This window comes from Pedobacter anseongensis, assembly GCF_037482965.1.
Lineage (GTDB): Bacteria > Bacteroidota > Bacteroidia > Sphingobacteriales > Sphingobacteriaceae > Pedobacter > Pedobacter anseongensis.
In genome coordinates this window covers 516,084-538,619 of the sequence record NZ_JBBHKB010000001.1, presented here as the reverse complement: position 1 = coordinate 538,619, position 22,536 = coordinate 516,084, and the positions used below count along the sequence as shown (strand labels likewise).

At 37.4% G+C, this 22,536-nt stretch carries 18 protein-coding genes and 1 tRNA gene; 12 read left to right on the top strand and 7 right to left on the bottom strand.

Annotated features, from left to right (window positions below; all coding sequences use genetic code 11):
* The first annotated feature begins 2 nt into the window (after nt 1–2).
* Nucleotides 3–1,196: an MFS transporter gene (locus WG904_RS02535; RefSeq protein WP_339577707.1), complete on the top strand. Its 1,194-nt coding sequence runs from the start codon at nt 3–5 to the stop codon at nt 1,194–1,196.
* A gap of 264 nt (nt 1,197–1,460) precedes the next feature.
* Here the strand turns inward: WG904_RS02535 and WG904_RS02530 are convergent, their stop codons facing one another.
* Genes WG904_RS02530 through WG904_RS02510 form a run of 5 tightly spaced genes read right to left on the bottom strand, consistent with a single transcriptional unit; the run spans nt 1,461 to nt 8,366 of the window.
* Entirely contained in the window at nt 1,461–4,898 is a 3,438-nt protein-coding gene (locus WG904_RS02530) for an efflux RND transporter permease subunit (RefSeq protein WP_339577706.1), read from the bottom strand.
* 53 nt (nt 4,899–4,951) lie between these two features.
* Entirely contained in the window at nt 4,952–6,037 is a 1,086-nt protein-coding gene (locus WG904_RS02525) for an efflux RND transporter periplasmic adaptor subunit (protein WP_339577705.1), read from the bottom strand.
* Between the two features lie 20 nt (nt 6,038–6,057).
* Nucleotides 6,058–7,398: a TolC family protein gene (locus WG904_RS02520; RefSeq protein ID WP_339577704.1), complete on the bottom strand. Its 1,341-nt coding sequence runs from the start codon at nt 7,396–7,398 to the stop codon at nt 6,058–6,060.
* Between the two features lie 3 nt (nt 7,399–7,401).
* Complete coding sequence (locus WG904_RS02515) at nt 7,402–8,088, bottom strand: TetR/AcrR family transcriptional regulator (RefSeq protein ID WP_339577703.1); 687 nt, start codon at nt 8,086–8,088, stop codon at nt 7,402–7,404.
* Nucleotides 8,079–8,366, bottom strand: coding sequence for a hypothetical protein (locus tag WG904_RS02510; protein WP_339577702.1), 288 nt, complete (start codon nt 8,364–8,366; stop codon nt 8,079–8,081). Before WG904_RS02510 ends, WG904_RS02515 begins: the two co-directional genes overlap by 10 nt.
* A 264-nt stretch (nt 8,367–8,630) precedes the next feature.
* Between WG904_RS02510 and WG904_RS02505 the strand changes: the two genes are divergently transcribed.
* The 5 genes from WG904_RS02505 (at nt 8,631) to WG904_RS02485 (ending at nt 11,997) form a co-directional block, all read left to right on the top strand.
* Entirely contained in the window at nt 8,631–9,218 is a 588-nt protein-coding gene (locus WG904_RS02505) for a TMEM175 family protein (protein ID WP_339577701.1), read from the top strand.
* A gap of 29 nt (nt 9,219–9,247) precedes the next feature.
* On the top strand, nt 9,248–10,264 hold the full coding sequence (gene murB, locus WG904_RS02500) for a UDP-N-acetylmuramate dehydrogenase (protein WP_339577700.1): 1,017 nt from the start codon (nt 9,248–9,250) through the stop codon (nt 10,262–10,264).
* A 123-nt stretch (nt 10,265–10,387) separates the two neighbouring features.
* The gene (locus tag WG904_RS02495) at nt 10,388–10,912 is read left to right on the top strand and encodes an RNA polymerase sigma factor (RefSeq protein WP_339577699.1); all 525 of its coding nucleotides are present in this window, start codon (nt 10,388–10,390) and stop codon (nt 10,910–10,912) included.
* Between the two features lie 165 nt (nt 10,913–11,077).
* Nucleotides 11,078–11,755 carry a lycopene cyclase domain-containing protein gene (locus WG904_RS02490; protein ID WP_339577698.1) on the top strand — a complete coding sequence of 226 codons (678 nt, stop codon included), beginning with the start codon at nt 11,078–11,080 and terminating at the stop codon, nt 11,753–11,755.
* Nucleotides 11,755–11,997, top strand: a complete 243-nt coding sequence (locus WG904_RS02485; protein WP_339577697.1) for a cytochrome b5 domain-containing protein — start codon at nt 11,755–11,757, stop codon at nt 11,995–11,997. Before WG904_RS02490 ends, WG904_RS02485 begins: the two co-directional genes overlap by 1 nt.
* Before the next feature lie 4 nt (nt 11,998–12,001).
* Here WG904_RS02485 and WG904_RS02480 read toward each other — a convergent pair whose 3' ends face one another.
* The gene (locus WG904_RS02480; RefSeq protein ID WP_339577696.1) at nt 12,002–13,270 is read right to left on the bottom strand and encodes an Hsp70 family protein; all 1,269 of its coding nucleotides are present in this window, start codon (nt 13,268–13,270) and stop codon (nt 12,002–12,004) included.
* 136 nt (nt 13,271–13,406) lie between these two features.
* Between WG904_RS02480 and WG904_RS02475 the strand changes: the two genes are divergently transcribed.
* Entirely contained in the window at nt 13,407–13,835 is a 429-nt protein-coding gene (locus WG904_RS02475) for a DoxX family protein (protein WP_339577695.1), read from the top strand.
* 36 nt (nt 13,836–13,871) lie between these two features.
* Here the strand turns inward: WG904_RS02475 and WG904_RS02470 are convergent, their stop codons facing one another.
* The gene (locus tag WG904_RS02470; RefSeq protein ID WP_339577694.1) at nt 13,872–14,795 is read right to left on the bottom strand and encodes a PfkB family carbohydrate kinase; all 924 of its coding nucleotides are present in this window, start codon (nt 14,793–14,795) and stop codon (nt 13,872–13,874) included.
* Nucleotides 14,796–14,938: 143 nt separating this feature from the next.
* Between WG904_RS02470 and WG904_RS02465 the strand changes: the two genes are divergently transcribed.
* The 5 genes from WG904_RS02465 (at nt 14,939) to WG904_RS02445 (ending at nt 22,531) form a co-directional block, all read left to right on the top strand.
* Nucleotides 14,939–15,012 (top strand) — tRNA-Asn (locus WG904_RS02465).
* A 237-nt stretch (nt 15,013–15,249) separates the two neighbouring features.
* Nucleotides 15,250–16,509, top strand: coding sequence for a site-specific integrase (locus WG904_RS02460; RefSeq protein ID WP_339577693.1), 1,260 nt, complete (start codon nt 15,250–15,252; stop codon nt 16,507–16,509).
* Nucleotides 16,510–17,065: 556 nt separating this feature from the next.
* Complete coding sequence (locus WG904_RS02455) at nt 17,066–17,638, top strand: RNA polymerase sigma factor (RefSeq protein WP_339577692.1); 573 nt, start codon at nt 17,066–17,068, stop codon at nt 17,636–17,638.
* 71 nt (nt 17,639–17,709) lie between these two features.
* The gene (locus WG904_RS02450; protein ID WP_339577691.1) at nt 17,710–18,843 is read left to right on the top strand and encodes a FecR family protein; all 1,134 of its coding nucleotides are present in this window, start codon (nt 17,710–17,712) and stop codon (nt 18,841–18,843) included.
* A gap of 253 nt (nt 18,844–19,096) precedes the next feature.
* Complete coding sequence (locus tag WG904_RS02445) at nt 19,097–22,531, top strand: SusC/RagA family TonB-linked outer membrane protein (RefSeq protein WP_339578608.1); 3,435 nt, start codon at nt 19,097–19,099, stop codon at nt 22,529–22,531.
* The last annotated feature ends 5 nt before the right edge of the window (nt 22,532–22,536 follow it).

Below are 22,536 nucleotides of genomic sequence, written 5' to 3'. Positions count from 1 at the left end.
TAATGGAAGATGTAAGACGGGCAGGGGAAAATGGACAAGAATTGAACTTACATAGTCCCTATACCAAAAAGCGTGTCCGTTTAGCCATATCGTTATTTTATTTCGGTCAAGGAGTTGTTTTTGCTTCCTGGGCAAGCCGAATCCCTGATTTAAAATCTGCTTTACAGCTTTCAGATGCCGAGTTGGGAAGCATCTTATTGGCTTTACCATTAGGACAGCTTGTTACCATGCCCATTTCTGGCCGTCTTACCACTGCTTTTGGGAGCCGGAGAATGCTAACCCTGGCTACACCACTATATGCCTTTGCCTTAACAATTTTGGCATTGTCCACCACAGGATGGCAGTTGGGCCTATTCTTGTTTTGGTTAGGTGTATCTGGCAACCTTTGTAATATCGCTTTAAACACACAGGGTGTTGCAGGCGAAACTTATTATGGAAAGCCGATTATGACGTCGTTTCATGGCGCTTGGAGCGTGGGGGGCTTCTCAGGGGCATTGGTTGGCTTATTGATGGTTAATCTTCACTTTTCGCCATTAATCCATTTTTGGATCGTTGCGCTGCTGGCATGGTTTCATATTTTCATCAATTACCGCTATTTAATTGCTAAACAGAAGCCGAAGACAAGTGAAAAGGCAAGGCTATTTACTAAGCCACAAGGTGTATTACTGCAGTTAGGCGTTATTGGTTTTTGCAGCATGGCTACCGAAGGAGCGATGTTCGATTGGAGCGGTGTGTATTTCAAAGACATTGTAAATGCTCCCCATTCGCTTGTTATTTTAGGTTACGCTTCGTTTATGATTATGATGGCGTGCGGAAGGTTTTTGGGCGATAAAGTAATTGCACGCTTTGGCAGAAAACGCTCGCTTCAGGTAAGTGGAATAATAATCTCGACCGGAATGTTTATTTCAGTACTCTTTCCTTTCATCGTACCTGCAACTCTTGGTTTTATGCTAGTAGGTATTGGTGTTTCGGGTATTGTACCCATGGTATACAGCATCGCTGGAAGCAATACCAAAGTGGCGCCTGGAATTGCATTGGCGATGGTATCTGGAGTAAGTTATTTTGGCTTCTTAATGGGGCCGCCTTTAATTGGGTATATCTCGGCCTTGTCTAGCTTGCAATATTCGTATGCGGTAATTGGCTGCTTTGGGCTGGTAATTACAGTGTTGGTGGCGAAGATTAGTGCGATTCGTTAGATCTCTTTTCTTTTTGTCTTGATACAAAAAGAAACAAAAAAATCAAGGCTTCATCCCCTTCGCTAAAAATTAAAGGTTTTGGCCGGAAATAAAAGAACTCGCTTCGCTCAAACAGCTTTTATTTCTTTCGGCCAGGCCCATTAATTTTCTTAACGCGAATCCGATGAGGCCAGTAGTTGGATGCATAAACCCGTTTAAACAATAAAAGTCGCCAATTTCTTGACGACTTTTATTGCTATTAGCTATTGACCATCTACCATTAGCCTATTCTTTCTCCTCAGCTTTTTCTTCAGCAACCACTACAGGTTTTTTCTTAAACCACCCCTTAATTGCTCTCGAGTTTTTATCCATTACGATATACATACACGGAACCAGAATCAAGGTTAGGAAGGTTGCGAAGCTTAACCCAAAAATCATTGTCCAAGATAACGGCCCCCAGAAGGCAACGTTATCACCACCAAAGTATAGATGTGGATTGAAATCTGAGAATAGGGTTACGAAGTCGATGTTTAAGCCAACTGCCAATGGTATTAAGCCTAACATGGTTGCCGTTGCGGTTAGTAATACCGGGGTCATACGTGTACGACCAGCTTCAATTACCGCTTCTTTAACACTCATGCCTTGTTCTACCATCAAATCAGTAAACTCTACTAAAAGGATACCATTTCTTACCACAATACCTACTAAAGCTACAATACCCAGCATCGACATCATTACCGAGAAGGGCATGTTAAACAATATACACCCACCTAGTACTCCGATTAAACTGAATAATACCTCAACCAAAATGATAATTGGCTTACTGATCGAGTTAAATTGCGTTACTAGAATAATGAGGATTAATCCGATAGCTGTTAAGAATGCAGTGCCTAAGAAGCCCATGGTTTCTGCTTGTTCTTCTTGATCGCCTGCCATTTTAATCTCTACTCCAGCTGGGGCTTTAAACTGCGCAACTTCTTGAGTAACATTTTGCACCACTTGGTTAGGGTTAAATTCGCCTAATACATTCGATGATAGAATGATGATTCTCTTTTGTTGCTTACGTTTAATGCCACCATACGTATTTACATACTGGATATCGGCGAAAGATGAAATGGGTACCTGTCTGATTTGACCACCCATTGCCATATCACGATAGGTCATTTTCATGTTTCTTAGGGCTTCGAGGTTGTTTTTTTGATCATCCTTAGCACGTACGTTAATTTCGTAATCTTCGTTATCATCTCTGAATTTCGAAATTTCGCGACCATATAAAGCAGCGCGTAGATCCATCGCAATCTGTCCAGACGAGATGCCTTCGCGGTTAGCTCTTTCTCTATCGATGTTAAAGATCACCTCTGGCTTATTGTTTTGAAAATCTGATTTTAATTCTTCAACACCAGCAATTTGTTTGCTCACCAAATATTTCTGTAAGCGCTCAGATGTATTTACAATCGAATCTAAATTATCGCCTGTAATTTCGATGCTTATTGGCTTGGCTGTTGGTGGGCCACCTTGTTCCTGCGCAACCGAGATTTCGGCACCAGGAATGTTCTGCAACGAAGCTCTGATTTTGCCTAAATATTCAGAAGTATTTACGCCATTTCTTTTTCCAAATTCGACGAAAGAAACGGTTACTTTACCACGGTTAGGATATTCGCCTTGATCTTCATCCTGCGGATCGGTTACCCCTTTAGTTACATTAGAAATGATAGACGTAACCACTGGATCTACTTTTCCATTGGTCGATAATACCTCTGTTACCCTTTTTTCTACTTTTTTAACCACTTCATTGGTATAGGCCTGGTCGGTTCCAACAGGTAATCCAACATATACATACACAAAATTAGGATCTGCTGAAGGGAAGAAGATGATTTTTTGTCGGCCACTCATTACCAAAGCCATAAATATGAAAATGGTACCAAAGAATAATCCGAATGTACCCCAGATTAATTTTTTTGGATGTTCAACTGCCCAGTGCAATACTTTCACATATTTGTTTTGGAAAGCTGGCCATAATTTTTGTTGGAATTTTTTTACTGCATTCGTTAATACAAAGTGATTTAAAAGGTATAGTAAGATAATAAATATCATAAAATTACCCAATCCCATATTAATTAAATACCCAACGAGCGCTATTCCACCTAAAATCAGCACGTTTTTACGTAATTTCTTGTCAAACCTCGGCTTTTTAGCAGCTTCGTGATCATCATGTGCCATAAAATCGACCGCAAATACAGGGTTGATGATATACGCTACAATTAACGAGGCTAATAAGGTAACAATTAACGTTACTGGTAAGAAAAACATAAATTTACCGATAATGCCTGGCCAAAACAATAAAGGTGCGAAGGGAGCTAGGGTAGTCAAGGTACCTGAGAATACAGGTAAAAATACTTCTCCAGCAGCCATTTTAGCAGCCTTAACGATTGGCACTTTTCCATTGTCGAAAATCCTGTGTGTGTTTTCAATAACTACGATCGCATCATCTACCACAATACCCAATCCCAATAAGAATGAGAAGAGTACAATCATGTTCATCGAGAAGTTAAAGCCAAATATACCGCCTAAAATGGGCATTGCTAAAAACGCAATAAACATCGATAACGGTACCGATGAAGCCACAAATATTGCATTTGTAACGCCCATAAAGAACATTAAGATAATGGTTACCAATACGAAACCGATAATAATGGTGTTAATCAAATCGTGTAGTGTAACGCGCGTTTGGTCTGATTGATCACCTGTAACTTTAATCTCTAAACCTTTAGGCAAGACTGTTGCCTTCATGTCTTTAAGAATTTCATTAATCTTATCAGAAGCTTCGATTAAGTTTTGTCCAGAGCGTTTTTTAACGTTAAGAGTGATTACATTTTTACCATATAAACGGGAGTAACTGGTTTGTTCTTTGAACGAATCTTTTACTTCGGCAATATCTCTTAGATAAACTGCAGCGCCAGTTGGCGTTTTAATGATAAGATTTGCAATTTCTTCGGCAGTTTTAAACTCTTTCTTTATGTTTAAGGTACGGCGCAAGCCATCCATTTTTACAGTACCACCAGATGCAGTTAAATTTTCGTAACCAACAGCATTTTGAATGTCGGTAAAGGAAATTTGTGCGGCCGACATTTTATTCATGTCTACGTTGATTTGAACTTCTGGATCTAAGGCGCCCACAATATCTACACCCGAAATTTCTGGTAATGCTTCTACGCGGTCTTGAATATCATCGGCGTATTGTTTCAATTTTTTCAAATCAAAATCGCCAGAGATGTTCAAATACATAATAGGTAGATCGGATAAATTAATATCCATCACTACCGGATCATCTGGTAAATCGTTTGGTAAATCTGTTTTTGCTTTATCTACCGCATCTTTAATCCGTTGTTTGGCATCTTTGATATCCACATTTGTACCGAACTCTGCCGTAATAATAGAGAAATCTTGGTACGAATTAGAGGTAATCTTCTTCAATCCTTGTGTAGATTTAATTTGTTTCTCTAATTGCTTGGTTACCAAGTTCTCCATATTTTCTGGAGAAGTACCTGGATATACGGTTTGGACAAATATTTTGGGGATAATTACCTCTGGAAAATTCTCTTTTGGAGTAGAATTATAGGCAAAAATTCCGGCAATGGTAATCATAATTGTCAGCACATAAATGGCTGTCTTATTATCTATCGCCCAACTTGAGGGGCCGAATTCTTTGTTAACGTCTTTCATTTTTTTGCGTTATAAGGGTATAGCGTATTGAGTATAGCGTATTGCGACTGGGCTTAAAACTTAACTGTGTCGCCTTCGTTCATATTTTCTATTCCAGTTACGATGAGTTTATCGCCTGCTTTTAAGCCAGATAACACCTCACTTTTTCCGTCAATTGTTCTTCCGATGGTAACTACCGCACGTTTTGCTTTTCCGTTCTCGGCAATTAGTACATAAGATCCGCTTTCCGATTTTTGAATGGTGTTTACCGGTATAACAATGGCTTTGCTATTTTTATAATCTACCACTTTTAAAATGGCAATCATGTTTGCACGGTATTTACTGTTCGAAGGAAGTTTAACTTCTACATTAAAACTACGTGAAGCGGGATCGATTACTCTAGAGGCAAAAGAAACTTTTGTGGTTAAACTATCTGCCAAGTCTGGGAAAACAACCTTAACATCGTCGCCTTGACCAACTTTACCCAAATACGATTCAGCAACAAGTGCTTTTGCTTTTAAGCTATTTGAATTTACTACTCTAATGGCATTTATTCCTGGCATTACGGCCTGACCAACTTTTAAATCCATTTGCTCAATGCCTCCTGAAATTGGAGATTTAATTTTATACATCGATTGTTGGCTACGTAAAACATTCATTTGACGTTCTAAACCTTCTTTTTGTGTTTTAGCATTTAAAAACTGTACTTCTGTGCCGATTTTTTGATCCCAAAGATTTTTTTGGCGATTGTATAAATTTGTGGCCAAGTCTATTTGTGTTTGCAATTGTGCTATGCTCTGACGTAATACATTATCGTCTATTTGAGCAACCACTTGGCCTTTGGTTACCTGTTGACCAATAGATACATATACTGCAGTTACGATACCTTGGGTCTCTGGATTAATGAATACATTTTGATCAGCATCCACTTTCCCCTGAATTTCTACGTAATTTGTAAATACAGAAGGCGTGATGTCTAATACACTTACTTCTTTTACTGCGACTGAATCTTTAGTGCCCACTTCAGCTTCTAGTTTGGCAATTTTACTATCTAACTCAGTACGCTGTTTTTTAAGGTCTGCCAATTCGGTTTTTTTATCTTTCGGCTTTGAACAAGCAGCTAAAAATGCGATGGTGGCTAAAAGTAATATTCTTCTCATTGTATAATTTTTTGTAAGGTTTAATAATTGATGTTTCCTAATGCTTTATCGAGATTTACTTTGTTAATAAGCATGTCGTATAATGCACTGATGTAATTGTTTTGAGCTTCTTTAAGGGAGGTTTCTGCCGTTGTAACTTCCAGGCTAGATCCTACACCTTGTTCGTATTTTATTTTGGTAACACGTAAAACTTCTTTTGCCAAGTCCATATTTCTACGTTGATTTTCTAACGATTGCTGTCCGTTTTTATAGGTAGTTTGTGCTTGTTTAATGTCTAAGTTTATGGTATTCTGCAAATTAAACAAGTCATTTTCCGTTTTTAAAACGGCTAACTTCGCATTTGCTAACTGGTATTTTTTTATTCCACCTGAGATAATTGGGACGGCTAATCGTAAGCCAATTACTGTTGTTGGGAAACGTTTATCGTAAAGGTCGCCAAAACTATTGCTTTGAAAGTTGTTAGAAGTACTTCCAAATGCCGATAATGAAGGTAAAAAAGCACTTTTATAACGCTTCACATCCAAATCATTCAATGCTTTTTGAGTTTCTAACAAAGAAAACTCAATTCTTTTACGATATGCATTGGTATCATTTGCCAAAACTACATTGTCATAAACTGAAACGGTGCTAATTTGATCAGTTAACGATAATTCGCTTCCAATGGTCATCCCCATTTGAAACTTTAATAAATCTTTGTTTAAAGCGAGTAGTCGGATTACATTTTCACGTTCTGTGATTAAATTGTTGTTTAGAACCGTTAAACGATCTACATCGATTTTTTCTACAAAGCCGTTTTTAAAGAGTTGCTCAGTATCGTTAAGCGATTTTTTTAAACGATCTAAATTGGCATCTAATAAGCTAAGTTGCTCGTTGCTAACCAATACCGAATAATAGGCTTTAGTAACCGCTACTGCAGTTTCGATACGCGAACGTTTGGTGTTTTTAGTAGATAATTCTTTATACGTTCGAGAAGCTTTTAATCCAACGAGGTAAGTTCCATCGAATACCAATTGATTAAGCTCTAAACCAAATGAAGAGTTATATTTAACGCCGAATTGCACAGGGATTTGTGTGCCAGGAGCGCCAAAAACCTCCCCAGGTAATAAACTTGTAGGTATTTTAATATAGTCCTGGAAGCTAGCATTACCGCTAAGTTGAGGTAGCCCAATACCGATGGTTTGTTTTACCGTATTTTTGGCAATCTGCTCATCGATCTGTGCATTTAAAATGCTATTTTGATGTTTTTGTGCATAGCTGATGGCTTGGTTTAAGGTAAAAGTGGCGACGGTATCTTTTTGTTGTGCTTTAGTGGGAATTGCCCAGCTTAAGCAAAAGAGTAGAATGTAGACGTAATGTTTCATATATTATGCTTGTGTTGCTTGTTTTTTGTATTGATTAATTTTTTCTAATCCTTTTAGATTGCATACCCCATAAAGGAAATGTTCGGTTATTTCTACCATTACTTGTACGAGGTTATATTTATCCATCGTGTAGTGGTTAGTTTGACTAAAGAGTAAATCTACTTGTTCTAATCGCATTTGCGCCAAAATATCCGTTTTAATCTCGTTTCGGTAAAGCCCTTCTTTAATTCCACGTTCGAGATTTAATTGAATGCATTTTCCTAAATTTTCTTCTTTGAAAGCTTTAAAGGTAAGCCATGCTTTTGGATGGTACTTTTGTAAATCGTAAAAAAGCTTTGGGTTCATGCTCGATAATAGCTCGTGAATATTCGTTATTGCAAAAAAAAGTTCCTCTACGGCATCTTGAGCTTTTGAAGCACAAAAGTCCATCGCACAATCTTGTGCACTCAGTTTTTCTTGAATTAAAATATTAACTAATTCATCTTTATCACTAAAATGCTGATAAATAGTTTTCTTCGACATGCCTAAATGTTTGGCAATATCATCCATGGTTACACTTTTAAAACCAAACTGGCAAAAAAGTTTATCCGCCTCTTCAACTATGTATTCTTTTACTTCCACTATTTTACACCCTTCTTTTACTTCTATCGAATTCGGACGCAAAACTATGGAAACTTTTTTCAATTCCAAAGTTTCCTGATTAATATTTTAATTTCATCGGCTAAACTTAGTTTTTTAGCCGTAAGCTGTAGCTCACCATTAAGGAAGTTAATGTCGAATTCATTATTTAAATCACTTCTACCTAATTCATCTCTGTATTCTGTATTTGAAGCGTTGAGTTGGCATTCGTCATTACTATTTATGATGCTCATATGAATTAGCTTACCGTCTTTAAATTCGACATCTAATTGTGAATCATCACCAATAGTTGGTTTAATTGTTCTGGATTGTTCTTTGTGTGTCTTCATTGGAATAAATTTTACTATGTTAATCCATTTAGGCGTCTTTATGATTAAATCGTGTTACAAAAGAAGATAAATACTTGATTAGGCTATAGACTTTATCGGTGAAATGAGGATTTTAGCAGGCGAAAGGAGTTGTGAGTTGCGGAGGTAGATTCATAACATCGTTGGCCAATCATTTAATAAATGAAAGATTTATTTTATCTTCGGCTATGGAGAGGTTAAAGCGCCTAAACCCATAACCCACAACTCACAACCCACAACCCGACAATGAAAAAAGGAAGAATTGAAGCATTTAGTGATGGTGTAATTGCCATTATCATCACTATTATGGTTTTAGAACTTAAAGTGCCGCACTCGAGTGAGTTTAAAGACTTGTTCGAATTAAAGTATGTGTTTTTAAGCTATATCCTTAGTTTTGTGTATGTTGGTATTTATTGGAATAATCATCACCACATGTTTACCGTAGTTAATAAAGTAAATGGTGCCGTGCTTTGGGCCAATATGCATTTACTTTTTTGGTTGTCTATGGTACCTTTTGCCACAGCCTGGATGGGTGAAAATCATTTTGCTGCTGCGCCAGTTGCATGGTATGGTTTTGTTTTATTGATGAATGGGATTGCCTACAGTATTTTAACCAGATTATTAATTAAGCATCATGGAAATGAATCTATTTTAGCGAAAGCGGTTGGGAGTGGGTTTAAAGGCAAGTTATCTGTGGCTTGTTATGCATTAGCTATTGGGCTATCTTTTTTTCAAGTTTGGATTGCCGGAGGTCTATATGTTCTAGTGGCTTTAGTTTGGTTGGTGCCGGATAAAAGAATTGAGAAGATTTTACATGAAGAGAGTGGGATGTAAGTAGTACCTTTGTTCAAAGATTTTCTAAAATGTCACTTTTTCAAGAAAACATATCCCTAAAACCTTACAATACATTTAGCATCGATGCTAAAGCAGATGGTTTCGTTGAGATTAAAAAAGAATCTGATTTAAAAGAAGTATTTGGGAAAATTAATCCTAAAGATCAAGATATTTTAGTGCTTGGTGGCGGAAGTAATGTGCTTTTTACGAAGGATTTTAACGGTCTTGTTATTAAAATAAGTATTCCTGGAATACATTATGTTGAAGTTGGTGATGAAGTATGCGTAACTGCTGGTGCTGGTGTAGTTTGGAACCATTTAGTGATGTTCTGCGTTAAAAATGGATTTGCAGGCTTGGAAAATCTAACCTTAATTCCAGGAACGGTGGGTGCATCGCCTATTCAAAACATTGGTGCGTATGGCGTAGAACTTAAGGATGTATTTAAATCGTGCGAGGCTTTTGAAATCGCCACAGGCGAGATTAAAACATTTACTTATGCAGATTGTAACTTTGGATACAGAGAAAGTGTATTTAAAAATGAACTAAAGGGCAAATATGTTATCACCTCAGTAACTTTCAATCTGAATAAAAAAGCAGTTATTCGTACCCAATACGGGGCCATTGCTAATGAACTCGAAAAACGAAATATAGAACACCCTAGCATAGCTGATGTTTCTGATGTAGTAGCTGCAATAAGGGTGAGCAAGTTGCCTGATCCAAGCACAATAGGAAATGCGGGAAGTTTTTTCAAAAATCCAGTAATTGAAAAGGAACAATTCGAAGCTTTAGTCGCAAAATTCCCCGATGTGGTTCATTATCCAACTCCTGATGGAAAAATTAAGTTGGCAGCAGGTTGGTTAATTGAACAATGTGGTTTTAAAGGGAAAGTGGTGGGGCAAACGGGAACATGGAAGAATCAAGCATTAGTTTTAGTTAATCATGGCTACGCAAGCGGACAGGAGGTGTATGATTTTTCAGAACAAATTATTAATTCGGTGTATGCCAAATTTGATGTGGCCCTAAGTAGAGAGGTTAACATTTTTTAACAACGCACTCTATTGTAGTTTAAAGCTAGTTTTTAACTCAAAATTAAATCAATAATTTTTTTGGTATTAAAGTTGTATAGTGTTTAGTAATTCTATTTCTTTTTAAAACTTAAACAAAAAACTATGACACAGTTACAATTTAACCACCAATTGCATGATTATTCTGGTTCTTTACAGTCATTCGCTTTAAATTTTACAAAAGATGTCGAAGATGCCAACGACTTGGTACAAGATACGATGTTAAAAGCGGTTACGTATTACAGCAAATTTAAAGAAGGAACTAATCTTAAAGGGTGGTTATTTACGATAATGAGAAATACGTTCATTAATAATTATAGACGTATGGTTAAAACCAACACCTTGATTACCCAATCAGACGACATTTCTTCAGCTAATTTACACTATAGTGCAAGCAGAAATGCAGTTGAAAGTAAGTTTGTTATGGGCGATATCCATAAAGCATTGGCTACTTTACAGCCTGAATATTATGTGCCATTTATTAAATATTTCGAAGGCTTTAAATACCACGAGATTGCGGAAGAATTAGATATTCCAATTGGAACGGTAAAAACGCGTATTCATGTGGCTAGGGGCATCCTAAAAAAATACTTAAAAACATACGCTAAAGATATGACTGCTACCGACTAAAAATTTCACAGGTCACCAAGAATTTAGCCTCACGCTAAGACCTTGGTGCATACTTGTTATAAAAGGCTTCCCGATATTAAGATGAGGAAGCCTTTTTCTATTTAAGACTTACGAAGTTTATAGTATTGTACATAAAAACTTCGTAAGTCTTTCTTACTTTTGGGGATGACTCACATTTTTCTTTATCTAAACGTATTCCTTGTCCTGATTCCAATTGCATTAGCAACAGATAAAAAAGTGTTCGTAAAAGATAACATTCGCTCGGTGATTATCCCTTCACTAATCGTAACCGTTATTTTCTCTGAAACAGGTGTGTTTTTTGCAGGCCTCAAGGTCTGGACGTTTAATCCAGTTTATTTATTAGGCATTACCTATAGACAGCTTCCACTAGAAATGTATTTGTTTTACTTCACATCTAGCTTTGCAGGCTTAGGGATCTATAATTATTTAAATGCTAAATTTCCTAAAAACGATTTACAGAAATACAGCTTATCGTTAAGCCACTTACTTTTAGGCATTATGGTAGCAATTTTGTTTTTTGCCTATACTAAATGGTATACAGCTACAACATTTGTACTTCTGTTTTTATTGATGTTATATATTGAGTATAAAAACCAGCTTCGGTTTATGTATCGTTTTTATCGTGCTTTTATCGTGTGTTTAATTCCTTTTTACATTAGTTATGGCATATTGTGTAATGTGCCTATCATTAGTTATAATGCAGCCGAAACCATAGATGTAAACTTTTTAAATATTCCATTCGAAAACTACTTCTATATGATGGGGATGCTATTGCTAGGTGTTTATTTTATGGAGGTATTTAAAAGCAGGCGAGCCAAGTAATGGATTTACCTAGTTATACGAAGCAACAGCTTGCCTTGCGCAATGGGCAAGATAAGCCTCAAATTTGGATTGCGTATAAAGGTTTAATCTATGATGTTGGGAGTAGTAGATTATGGAGAAATGGTAAACACTACGAACATTGGGCAGGGCAAGATTTAACTGACGAATTAGTGGATGCGCCCCACACCGATGCTGTATTTGAAAAATTTAAAGTGATTGGTTCGCTTGTAAAAATTAGCTGATTAGTTATCCTTCAAATAAATACCCGCTATATGCCAAACCTTTAGCTACACTTTTAAAATTATCTCCAGAATTCAAGGTAATATGAGGGAATTTGTTCCTAAATAATTTTTGAATGCTCGCCACCATCGATGTTCCTCCGGTTAGGAATAGGCTATCGATGTTTTTCGCCTCAATTTTATTTTGCAACATAAATTCGTTTAAGTAAGCCGAAATGCGATCTACATCTTTTTTGATGATTTGTTCATAATCTGACAATGAAATTTCTTCTTCAATTCGGATGTCCGCTTTTCTGTAGCTAAATTTCGAATAATTGGCTTTCGACAGGGTGATCTTAGTTTTTTCGATCGACTGAAATACGGAATATCCTAAATTGTTTTCGATTAAGGTGATCAGGTTTTTAAATTTTGGATCGTTCCCCGAGAAGTAATAGTATTCTTCAATGTCTTTTTTAATGCGTTGCCCATTAAAGAAATTCATTTGCTCCCATGAGCAGATGTTTACAAAAAGTGATTTTGGAACGGTTAAAACTTTGCCCGGTGTGGCTTCATAAGTGGTATGTTTTCCAAAATAGGGAGTGCCTTTTTCCCACATAAATGCAGAATCGAAACTATCGCCGCCAACATAAATTCCGCCAGTGGCCATCATATCATTTTTGCGGTTTAAACTTCCCACTTTTGCCGGATCGAGCACTAAATACGTAAAGTCGGTTGTGCCTCCACCAAGATCGGCTACCAATACGTTTTCTTTTTTTGATAATGTTTTTTCGTAAGCAAAAGCAGCACCAATTGGCTCAAACTGAAAGCGAACTTCCGTGAAACCGGCTAATTCGGCTGCTTTATTTAACCTAAGCTGTGCTAGTGTATCTTTTTTTACATTATCATCATCAAAAAATACGGGCCTGCCAATTACTGCTTTTGTGCAATCTTGTCCTATTATTTCATCGGCCCTACTTTTTAATTCTTTCAAAATGATGGCTACCAAGTCGGAAGCATTGTAGCGCTTATTATGGATTCTCGTTTCGGTGAAGCTACTTCTCGATAGAATTTGTTTAATCGATTTAATAAAACGCCCTTTCATGCCATCCTTAAGATATGCGGCAATCGCGTCTTCGCCCACTACATGATTTTTTTCATTAGATCCACGTAGTTGATGATAAAAATAAATGAGAGAAGGAATGATGATAGTGCTGTGGATTTTTTGTGCATCCTCATCGTATATGGCTAGTGCCGAATTGGTAGTTCCAAAGTCAATTCCGTATAAAAAACGCTTCATAAAATGTTGTGGGGGCGGCGAAAATAACAAAATCAATCCTATTTTGTCTTATTATTTAAAAAATTACCTTATTACTTATCTAAAATATCTATGAAAAATGAGATTTCTAGCACATATTTAATGCTTATATTTATAAATGGATAATATTAAGACGAATTTAATTCAAAATGTGGTAAGAATTCTCTTAGGCATTTTTATGATCTCGGCAGCAATTGGGCATTTTACCTTTCAGCGGGAGGCATTTCAGGCTCAAGTGCCAAACTGGGTACCTATGAGCAAAGATAGTGTTGTACTACTTTCAGGGATAGTTGAAATAACGCTTGGATTAGCTATGCTATTTTGGGCCACACAAAAGGTACGGATTGGTATGGCACTTGCCCTTTTTTATATGCTGATTTTTCCAGGTAATGTTGCTCAATATCTCAATGGTACTGATGCGTTTGGCTTGAATTCGGATAGCGCTCGTTTAATTAGGTTATTTTTTCAACCTGTGCTTATTTTTGGTGCATTGTGGTGCACCGGTGCTTTTGATTATTTTAAAAGGAAGGCCAAAAATAAGGGATAACAGTAAGGCCCTGATTTTTATCAGGGCCTTAGGTATTTAATCTTGCGTAATCTCGAAACTACTTAAGTTAACGAATTGTTGTAAACGATTGGCAATTGTTGCTTTATCTAATTCCAACAATCGTTCTATTCCAAATTTCTCTACACAGAAAGATGCCAATGCGGAGCCGTAGATTAATGCATTTTTCATATTGTTAAAATTCACGGTACCTACTTGTGCTAAATAACCGATAAAGCCACCTGCGAACGTATCGCCTGCACCAGTTGGGTCAAATACATCGGCTAACGGCAAAGCGGGTGCTGAAAAGATTTTATCTTCGTGGAACAATAAAGCGCCGTGTTCACCTTTCTTAATGATTAGGTATTTAGGCCCCATAGTTAATATTTTGTTTGCTGCTTTAACCAATGAGTACTCTCCAGATAATTGTCGAGCTTCAGAATCATTAATGGTTAATACATCTACCAATTTAATGGTTTCAAGTAAATCGTCCATCATAATATCCATCCAGAAATTCATGGTATCGAGAACAATTAGTTTTGGTCTACTTTTTAAACGTTCGATAACGGTGCGTTGAATTTGAGGGGTTAAATTGCCTAACATTAAATATTCGCAATCTTGGTAGCTTTCTGGGATAATTGGGTCGAAATGCTCTAGTACATTTAATTCAGTAATTAAGGTGTCGCGACTATTCATGTCGTTATGGTATTTTCCACTCCAGAAGAAAGATTTTTCGCCGGCTTTAATCTGTAAACCTTCGGTATCAACTCGGTGTTGATTTAAGATTTCGATGTTGTCTTTTCCGAAATCGTCGCCTACTACGGCCACAATTTTAGTTTTATTATAAAAGTAAGAAGCGGCTAAACTTGCGTACGTTGCGGCACCACCAACAATTTTATCTGTTTTTCCAAAAGGTGTTTCAATGGCATCGAACGCCACAGTACCTATGATTATCAGGCTCATATCTATCTAATTAAAATTATTTTATTTTTTTTCACTGCAAATATTGCATAAATAATTTAAAAGCCCTAATATTGCATTCCCAAAACGAACGAGGGATAATGTTCTCAATATTATCCAAAAGGCGTTTTAGGAATAAACAGTACTCCTTCTTAGCTCAGCTGGTTAGAGCATCTGACTGTTAATCAGAGGGTCGCTGGTTCGAGCCCAGCAGAGGGAGCTCAGATTTTCAAGTCCGAAAATCGCAAAAAACCCCATTTCTAGCAATAGAATGGGGTTTTTGTTTGCATATAGGAATTCTCCTACCCACTCGAACAGTTTCTCAATTGCTGTTCTTCGTCAAGTTTTACACTAAAAAATGTCAAACTTCTCGAAAAACCTTTACAAAAACCTTTACAAAAAAATCTTGCTGTGTAGGCCTTCCGGTATCCGTTAACCCATTTAAACCTACAAAAGAATGGCAACAGTAGAAGCAAAAGTTTTTGCACACCATTACAAAAATGATGGAACTTATAATGTAAAGATTAGAGTATTCCACAAAGACAAATTCAGATTCATCGACACAGAACATTGTGTCTCGAAAAATCAGGTAAAGAAACATCCAGAAAACAAAACAGAACTCATTATTAAGGATCCTTTCATAAACAAGTTGATAAATGCACAACTTGATGATTATAGGATAGCGATAAGCAGTTTGGGCAATCGATTGAAATTATTCAACTCTGATGAACTCAAAAATTATTTAACCAAACATGATGAAGATATTGACTTCATTAAATTCTGTAATGAATATATAAAAGAGCTTAAAGACGGAAAAAAAAATAAGAGCGCAGCCAATTTTAATACAGTTAAGAACAGCATAATTGATTTTTTCAAAAGGGAAAAGGTACTTGTTGACGAGATAAATTTAGATATGCTGTACGACTGGGAAAGGTTTCTCCGAACTGAGAGGATAATCACAAGACCAAATCAATATAATGAGCCAATTACGAATATTCAACAGCCTCTGAAAGATGCGAGTATTCACAATTATATGCGTGATCTACGTGGACTTTTTAATCATGCCCGCAAAAGATACAATAAAAAAAGTCTAGGGATAGTAAGAATAGAGCATTATCCTTTTGAAGAGTTTAAAATTGTAGATGCGCCTGAAACGAAGAAGAGAAACACTCAGGTGAGTACGGTTAAGAGTATTAGGGATTGCATTCCCAAATGCAATAGTAGAGCAGAACTTGCTAGAGATCTTTTTATGCTGTCATTTTATATGTGTGGGATAAATGCTGTAGACCTATTTCAAATAAATGAAACAAATATTGTTCAAAGTAGGCTGGAATACAACCGATCAAAAACCAAGGACAAACGAAAAGATAATGCCTTTATAAGCATAAAAATCGTTAAAGAGGCCAAGCCATTGCTAAAGAAATATATGAATAATCTTTCTCAAAGGTATTCTACTATCGGTGGGTTAAATAAAGCATTAAGTAGCGGAATGAAAGAAGTCTGCAAACTCATTTCAGTTGACGGCATCACTTACTATTGGGCGAGACATACAGTCGGTAACTTGGCTAGAAATAAATGCCGAATGAGTAAAGATGATGTGGCGCTTGCATTGAACCACGTGGATCATGGACGAAAAACGACAGACATCTATGTAGATAAAGATTGGAGCATCGTCGATGAGCTGCAGATGAAAGTTATTGCACTTTTAGATGAATGAATAACAATCTATTTAAATAGCACTTGCCTGGCATTATTTCTTAGCCACATAGGTTTAGTTAATAATTGAAAATCTTAATTTTAAACATCATGAAAAATCTTATTCTATTTTTTCTGACTTGCATTATTGGAACGGGAGCATTTCTAGCTGGTACAACTATGAAAAATCCACTTCCGGCTTTTATTGTTGCTTTCGTTATTTGGATGCTTTTTTTATATAGAATTGCGAGAAAATAGCTCTTATAAAAAAGTTTTATAGTGTGGCCGTTCCAAATTAATATTTTTTTGAAATGGACTTTTATTTGTGGAACTATTTACCTTTTTTAAAGCAAAACCAAAAGTGGCAGATTTTTTACAATAAATTTGAGCCTGAGCAATAAATGTAATTATATAGCGTATTTATATACGAGAGCGTTAATTTAGATAAGCGGGAATAGTCCATAGAAACTATTTCCGCTTTCTTTTTTGCTGAAGATTTTAGTAGTGGGGAATTAATAGCAAAATATTTTTTAATATTGACCCTGATTTTTAGTAAATTAGAGGGGACAGTTAGTAAAATGCCAGAGTATAACAAACATACCGACCAGGAATTGGCATCCCTTTTAAGGGATGGAGATCAAGGTACGTTTGCTTTCATTTACAACAAATTCAAAGCATCACTTTACCTTCATGCACTGAGAACAATCAAGGATGCAGACCAGGCAACTGATATTGTCCAAGAGGTTTTTACCAACCTATGGGAAAAGCGGTCACAATTTGCTCTGACCTCATCTATTGATAATTATCTTTATGGAGCGGTGCGGAATAGGGTGTTCAATGCCATCGCCCACCAGAACATCACAGACCGTTATGCCAAATCCATCCAGACCTTTTTTGAAAAGGGCGAGTTTTTTACCGACAACCTGATCAGGGAAAAGGAACTGAACCAGATTATCCAAAAAGAGATCGAAGCGCTGCCGAAGAAAATGCGTGAAGTGTTTCTGCTCAGTCGTAATACCGACCTTTCCCACAAGGAAATCGGTAAGGTATTGGGGATTTCCGACACCACTGTCAAGAAGCAGGTCGGCAATGCCGTTCGCATCTTGAGGCTGAAGATTAACCTATCTATCCTGCTATTTTATTTTTTTTAAAATTTTTCTACTCCATTTCGAACCTTCACCTGTCTGACGATTTAAAGGGGGATTAATTTCCTTTATCGCGTATGGAAAACCTAGATGTTAAATCACTGATCGAACGTTACAACAACGGAACCCTGTCCAATGAGGAAAGGGCAATGCTGGAAAGTTGGTATATCAGCGAAGTCAGGTCGAATAAGAACTATCAGGGGTTGGAAGAAAATCTGGCAAAACTTGATCAGAACTTTATGCACATTATTGGTGCAGAAGAAAAGAAGGTATCTAGGCTTTGGCCGAGGGTTGCGGTGGCTGCTTCCTTTTTTGCCGTTTTTGGATTAAGCCTATATTTTTATAGTTCGAAATCTCGTGATAAGGTTGAACTGGCAAATGCTAAGGTGGCAGACATTAACCCTGCTGGCAATAAAGCTTACTTGACTCTTGGCAATGGAAAACGCATCGCACTTACCGATGCGGGCAACGGTACTATTGCAGAACAGACTGGCGTGCAGATTACAAAAACAGCTGATGGGCAATTGGTCTACACCATAGCGGAAAATAAATCAGGTTCTTCATCTCCATTAGAGTACAATACGATCGAGACACCAAATGGCGGTAGATATGAAATTGCACTTCCCGATGGGACGCATGTTTGGATGAACGCTGCATCATCGCTAAAATACCCAGTTTCTTTTGTTTTGCTTAAAGAAAGAAGAGTTGAACTTCAGGGAGAAGCCTATTTTCAGGTCGCAAAGGATAAACAGCATCCTTTTATCGTTAAGACCGCACAGCAGGAATTGAAGGTATTGGGTACACATTTTAACTTAAACAGTTATGCTGATGAGCAAGAGACAAAAACAACCCTGCTCGAAGGTTCGGTAAATGTCTCTGATCTAAACAATAAGAATTCGGAAATATTAAAACCAGGTCAACAGGCAACATTAAAGGGCGGTAACATAAGAGTTGGCGATGCAGACATTGATCAGGCGTTGAGCTGGAAAAATGGCGATTTCGTTTTTGTTGGCGAAGACCTTAAAGCGGTGATGCGCCAAGTTGCCAGATGGTATGATGTAGAGATCGAGTATCAAGGGAATATAAATTCATCTGGTGTAGTAAGTACAATTTCCCGAACCAAGAAATTGTCGCAGGTTTTGAAAGCGCTACAGATCAACCAGGGGATTCATTTTAAAGTTGAGGGAAGGAGGGTTTTGGTTATGCCTTAGAAACTTTCGAGGTTGGCCAGAACAAGAACGGAGGCGTTGGAAGCGCCCCCGATCAAAAAGTCTAGCTAATCGGATAAATAATGCTACTAACACAATTTCAACAACTAAACTAAACAAACAAATGTATAAATTTTACTATACAAATGGGTATGGTGTAACCAGCTATATCCGAAAGTCCACAGCTAGTTTGTGGCAGATTGCATGGAATCCCAATATCAGAAAATGGCTTATGAGGATAAATCTGACATGTTTGATGTTATTGATTGCATTTTTGCAGGTTTCCTTAGCTGCAAATGCTCAAAAAATCTCTTTGTCCAAAAAGAACGCACCACTAACCGAAATTTTTAAAGAACTGAGGAAACAAAGTGGCTATGACTTTGTAATCAACAAAGACCAGATCAAAATTGCAAAGCCAGTTACTATTCTAGTGAATAGTGATGATTTGATAAACGTGCTGAATAAATGTTTTGAAGGTCAGCCATTCACTTATTCTATGGAGGATAAAATGATTATAGTGGTTAGTAAGAAGTCCGAACCGATAATTATTAATAATTCTTCCATAAATATCGATGTGTCGGGAACAATTTTGGATGAAAAAGGCGAACCTATTTTTGGAGCTTCAGTTAAGGTCAAAGGAACCACAAACTTCACTACAACTAATAAGAATGGTGCTTTTGTCCTTAAAAATGTGCCTGAAGATTCCATATTAGAAGTCACTTCCCTGGGTTATAAAATAAAAGAAATGAAAGCTGCAAAACAGCTAATTACTATTACGTTAGAAGTATTCGTTGAAGATTTAGATGAAGTTAACGTGATCTCAACAGGCTATCAAACCGCCAAGGTCAATGAAATAAACGGAACGGTTTCCCTTATTAACGAAAAATCTCTAAACGCACGTTCTGGCACTAATATCCTTGACCGTATAATTGGACAGAGTAGTGGACTATTATTACAAACAGGAAAAAATAACGGCAATCCACAGAATACTACAAACATCACAATACGCGGACTTGGAACAATCGACGGCCCACTGGACCCCCTGATTGTCCTGGATGGGTTTGTTTATGAGGGAGACATTAACAATATAAACCCTAATGATATTGAAGGTGTCTCAATTTTAAAAGATGCTGCCGCTGCTTCAATATGGGGGTCACGGGCGGGCAACGGTGTGATTGTGTTGACCACCAAAAAAGGAAAGCCAAATCAGGCTATACAGGTATCCTTTAATCCTACTGTTATTATACAAGCCATGCCAAAGCTCAATGCCATAGGGCAAATGGAAAGCAGCGACTATATTACCGTGGAAAAACAGTTGTTCGATGCTGGTTATTTTAACGATAGGATAACTACAACTCCGTGGGCCGCACTTACACCTGCTGTAGAAATATTCTTGGCTCAGCGCAATGGAAAAATTACTACCGCGGATGCAGCCGCACAGATTCAGGGTTTGCAAAAAAACAATACCCAGCAATCTTATTTGGATAATTTTTATACCCATGCAATTACCCAACAGTATAACCTTAGTCTAAGAGGTGGTGAAAAACGAAATGCATATCTGTTTTCAGGGTCTTATGACCATGTTAAAGGTGAAACCTATAGCAATAGAGATAAGATAAATGTCCACTTTTCGAATGATTTTAAATTGTTAAAAAATCTTGATCTAATTACAAATATTTACTTCACAAATACTGAAAGCAAAACAGGAAGACCTACCTATAATTCACTAACAATTGGCGGGCGTTACCCGACCTATCTGGATTTTAGTTCCCAGGGCAGCTTAGCAACAATGTATCGTTCGGACTATACTGATACCCTAGCGAAAGGTAGGCTTCTAGATTGGAAATACTATCCAGCCGAAGATTACAAACACGACTATTTCAAAGAGAGTTCTCAGGAGATCTTCGCGAACATAAGCCTGAAATATCAGATTTTAGAGGGTTTAAACATTATTGTGAGCTACCAAAATCAACGTCAGAGGTTTAATCAAGACCATGTGTCCGATGGGAGCAGTTTTGCCGCGCGGGATTTGATAAATACTTTTACTCAGTACAATACAGTAAGTGGAGTCTTAACACGTCCAGTTCCTATTGGTGGGATTTTATCTTCGAACGAATCCAATGTAGGTTCCCAAACTGGTCGAACCCAACTTAACTATAACGGAATTTTCGGGGCACACAGTATAACTGCGATTGCTGGTACGGAACTACGCAGCTCCAGTACGTCTGGAAATGCAACAAGGCAATTAGGGTATCAGGATGATCCATTATATTCCAGCCTTGTAGATCCGATAGGCTACTACCCAGAGTACCTAACGGGCAATACCAGTCAGATAGGAGGAGCGAATACATTAACAAAAACTGAATACCGCTTTATTAGTGTATACGGAAACGTTGCATATAGTTATAAAGGGAGATATATTCTTTCTGGAAGCATCAGAAGAGATGGGTCAAATATTTTTGGTGCAAATACTAATGATAAATGGAAACCATTATGGTCCACTGGCTTGGGCTGGAAAATTTCCCAAGAGTCCTTTTACAATCTGAATTGGTTGCCTGTATTGAGACTGACAGGAACTTTTGGCTATAGTGGTAATGTCGACTTGACCAGAACAGCCTCACCAATTGGGGGTTACGCAAGTAATACCATTACAGGTTTTCCAATTACAAGGATTAATGCCATTAATAACCCTGATCTAAAATGGGAGCAATTATCCCAGCTGAGTTTACGGCTAGATTTTGAATTGAAAAGGCAAATTTTAAATGGCTCTTTTTCTTGGTATATAAAAAACGGTACTGACCTATATGGAGCAGCTCGATTTGACTATACAGCATGGGGAGGTAGGGATGTAATTGTTCGAAATGTGGCGGATATGATTGGCAAGGGCATTGACCTTGATTTACACAGCAAAAACTTCAATGGTCCCAATTTCAGCTGGGGCACGGATTTGTATTTTAGTTATAATTTAAGCAAGACCAAAAAGTATTACAGAAATGCCGCACCAAGCATAATTGCTCTATTATCGGGAAATAATGTGATAAGCCCGCTTGAAGGCTTTCCCCTGTATTCTCTTGCTGCTTACAAATGGGGCGGGCTTGATGCGAATGGCAATCCTCAGGGTTATCTTAACGGACAGTTAAGTACGAATTACAGCGCAATGATAACTGAGGCAACTAACAGTGGCAACAATATGACTTACATGGGGTCGTCAAGCCCGTTATATTTTGGATCATTTATAAATACGTTTGTTTTTAAGGGAGTAAGCCTGTCAATAAACATGAATTTTAAACTTGGCTATAAGGTGAGGAAACCTTCAATTATATATTCCAACCTAATTGCCTACGGAATGGGCAATTCAGAGTTTTCACAGAGATGGCAGAAAACCGGAGATGAGAACTTCACAAATGTTCCATCATTTACTTATCCTGTTTCAACCCTTCGTGATGCTTTCTATTCTGCATCAGAAATAAATATAATTTCCGGAAATCATTTGCGACTGGATTACGTCAGGCTCGGCTATACCCTAAATACTGCTCAATGGAAATTTCCGTTCCGGAATTTCGAGGTTTTTTCCGGAGTCCAAAATGTTGGAGTATTGTGGAGGGCAAATAAATATGGTTATGATCCAGATTACGCAGGTGTCATTCCTCCAACTAGGCAGGTAAATTTTGGGATCAGGGGTACATTTTAAAATAA

Bases quoted from the DNA above. Each gene is read 5' to 3' on its own strand.
- WG904_RS02535 (WP_339577707.1), top strand. From the start codon at position 3: ATGGAAGATGTAAGACGGGCAGGGGAAAATGGACAAGAATTGAACTTA.
- WG904_RS02490 (WP_339577698.1), top strand. From the start codon at position 11,078: ATGACTCACATTTTTCTTTATCTAAACGTATTCCTTGTCCTGATTCCA.
- WG904_RS02505 (WP_339577701.1), top strand. From the start codon at position 8,631: ATGAAAAAAGGAAGAATTGAAGCATTTAGTGATGGTGTAATTGCCATT.
- WG904_RS02485 (WP_339577697.1), top strand. From the start codon at position 11,755: ATGGATTTACCTAGTTATACGAAGCAACAGCTTGCCTTGCGCAATGGG.
- WG904_RS02520 (WP_339577704.1), bottom strand. From the start codon at position 7,398: ATGAAACATTACGTCTACATTCTACTCTTTTGCTTAAGCTGGGCAATT.
- murB (WP_339577700.1), top strand. From the start codon at position 9,248: ATGTCACTTTTTCAAGAAAACATATCCCTAAAACCTTACAATACATTT.
- WG904_RS02510 (WP_339577702.1), bottom strand. From the start codon at position 8,366: ATGAAGACACACAAAGAACAATCCAGAACAATTAAACCAACTATTGGT.
- WG904_RS02455 (WP_339577692.1), top strand. From the start codon at position 17,066: ATGCCAGAGTATAACAAACATACCGACCAGGAATTGGCATCCCTTTTA.
- WG904_RS02530 (WP_339577706.1), bottom strand. From the start codon at position 4,898: ATGAAAGACGTTAACAAAGAATTCGGCCCCTCAAGTTGGGCGATAGAT.
- WG904_RS02525 (WP_339577705.1), bottom strand. From the start codon at position 6,037: ATGAGAAGAATATTACTTTTAGCCACCATCGCATTTTTAGCTGCTTGT.
- WG904_RS02475 (WP_339577695.1), top strand. From the start codon at position 13,407: ATGGATAATATTAAGACGAATTTAATTCAAAATGTGGTAAGAATTCTC.
- WG904_RS02495 (WP_339577699.1), top strand. From the start codon at position 10,388: ATGACACAGTTACAATTTAACCACCAATTGCATGATTATTCTGGTTCT.
- WG904_RS02445 (WP_339578608.1), top strand. From the start codon at position 19,097: ATGTTATTGATTGCATTTTTGCAGGTTTCCTTAGCTGCAAATGCTCAA.
- WG904_RS02480 (WP_339577696.1), bottom strand. From the start codon at position 13,270: ATGAAGCGTTTTTTATACGGAATTGACTTTGGAACTACCAATTCGGCA.
- WG904_RS02450 (WP_339577691.1), top strand. From the start codon at position 17,710: ATGGAAAACCTAGATGTTAAATCACTGATCGAACGTTACAACAACGGA.
- WG904_RS02470 (WP_339577694.1), bottom strand. From the start codon at position 14,795: ATGAGCCTGATAATCATAGGTACTGTGGCGTTCGATGCCATTGAAACA.
- WG904_RS02460 (WP_339577693.1), top strand. From the start codon at position 15,250: ATGGCAACAGTAGAAGCAAAAGTTTTTGCACACCATTACAAAAATGAT.